The organism is Actinomyces sp. HMSC065F12, from assembly GCF_001814535.1.
Lineage (GTDB): Bacteria > Actinomycetota > Actinomycetes > Actinomycetales > Actinomycetaceae > Pauljensenia > Pauljensenia radingae_A.
In genome coordinates this window covers 1-1,742 of record NZ_KV816999.1, presented here as the reverse complement: position 1 = coordinate 1,742, position 1,742 = coordinate 1, and the positions used below count along the sequence as shown (strand labels likewise).

Genomic DNA, 1,742 nt, shown 5'->3' with positions numbered 1-1,742 from the left:
AGACCCGCACCCACATGTACTGGACCCAGAAGGGACGTCTGTTCATCTACGACCTGCTCAAGAACCAGCTCGGCATTCTCCCGGTGATTGAGCGTGAAAGTCAGGTGCAAGCATGACTGTCGCGACTCTTGATATTGGGTTTTCGAAGAAGAACACCGAAGGCTATCTGGACCTGACGAGCTACCACGCGCTCAAGAAGCTCCAGCGCGAACTATTCGGTTACCGACCCTTGGTTTATATCTGCTCGCCCTACTCAGGTGACACCGAGGCGAACGTTGAGCTCGCCCGTCAATTCTGTGGGTTTGCAGTAAGCGCGGGCAAGATCCCGTTCGCTCCGCATCTGCACTATCCCCAGTTCATGGACGACGCCGATCCCGATCAGCGTGAGTTGGCGATGTTTTTCAACAGGGTGTTGCTCGCCAAGTGCGAAGCGCTGTGGGCATATGTCGGACGCGTGAGCCCTGGTATGCGCTTAGAGATCGGGTGGGCGCGCGACCTCGAGTTGCCGATTAAGTATTTCGATTCTGATTTCAAGGAGGTCACGCCATGACCACGTCCTTCACTCTGTTTGCTGCCACGGTTACAGGTGTGCAGAACAATAACCACTACCCGAACCAGCACATCGTCGCTGACGCGGCCTCGCTGAGCGCGGTCGCGGGTTTTGATCACGTGGCTGCCACGTATGTGAATGATCGCCGCTCAACTGCAGCCTTCATCTCCTCGGATTGCGTGGTGATGGATATCGACAACGATCACACCGACACCGAGTCCGAGTGGGTCACCCCGGAGAAGCTCGCCGAGTTGATGGCTGGTGTGGAGTTCATGACCGCCACGTCTCGTAATCACCAGAAACCGAAGGGCGTGGTGTCGGCCAGGCCGCGTTTCCACGTCTACTTCCCAATACATGAAATACGCGACGCAGACGACTATGCGGGGCTCAAGCACCGCCTCGCATCACGGTTCTCCTTCTTCGACCGTAATGCTTTGGATGCAGGACGTTTCATCTACGGGGCGTCGAACGCGGTAGTGACGGTGCATGAAGGTGATCAGCTCCTCGATGCATGGCTTGATGCGGCTGACGAGATCGACGTGTTCGCCGCCTTCGATCAAAGCACTTTGGTCATTGGTGAGGGCTCACGTAACGCTACACTCTCACGCTTCGCAGGCAGGGTCCTCATCCGCTACGGCGATACAGACCAGGCGCGTGACTTGTTCGACCGCAAAGCCAACCTCTGCGAGCCACCGCTCAGCGAGGGCGAATTACAGACGATTTGGAATAGCGCGTGCAGGTTTGCTTCGAAGGTTGCTGCTGATCCAGGCTATCTGCCGCCTGAGGCGTATGAGGCGTTGGCGGGTTTGCGTCCGGATGATTTTTCCGATGTAGGTCAGGCAGACACATTGGCTGGCGAGTATGCGAACAAGATCCGCTACTCACTGGCTACCAAGTGGCTCGTCTACGACCATGGCGTGTGGGATGAGAACGACTTATCCGCACAGGGCGTGGTTCAGGAATTGACTTCCCGCCAGCTGGAAGAAGCCGACCGTCTGATCGCATCGACGTGGGAGACCATGACGGCAACCGGCGCAGATCTCGTGATGGCCTCCGCCTCGTCGAAAGCCCGCGGCATCGCGAAGCTCACGCCTGTGCAAGCGACCGCGTTTCGAGCGTGGGATGAGGCAAAGAACTACCACAAGTTTGTTCTATCTCGGCGTTTGTCACGCAATATCACGGCCACGTTGAA

The 1,742-nt window shown here is 57.2% G+C and carries 2 protein-coding genes and 1 pseudogene; all 3 read left to right on the top strand.

The window, feature by feature from the left end; genetic code table 11:
* Positions 1-116: pseudogene (locus tag HMPREF2975_RS12320) on the top strand (phage antirepressor KilAC domain-containing protein); the annotation flags it as partial.
* On the top strand, positions 113-550 hold the full coding sequence (locus HMPREF2975_RS07570) for a DUF7768 domain-containing protein (protein ID WP_048708031.1): 438 nt from the start codon (positions 113-115) through the stop codon (positions 548-550). The pseudogene HMPREF2975_RS12320 and the gene HMPREF2975_RS07570, both read left to right, overlap by 4 nt.
* Positions 547-1,742 (top strand): primase alpha helix C-terminal domain-containing protein (locus tag HMPREF2975_RS07565; RefSeq protein WP_193600017.1); only part of this gene is annotated, 1,196 nt, incomplete at its 3' end. The genes HMPREF2975_RS07570 and HMPREF2975_RS07565, both read left to right, overlap by 4 nt.

What these genes read in the sequence shown, in the direction of transcription:
- HMPREF2975_RS07570 (WP_048708031.1), top strand. Translation starts at nt 113, where the DNA reads ATGACTGTCGCGACTCTTGATATTGGGTTTTCGAAGAAGAACACCGAA.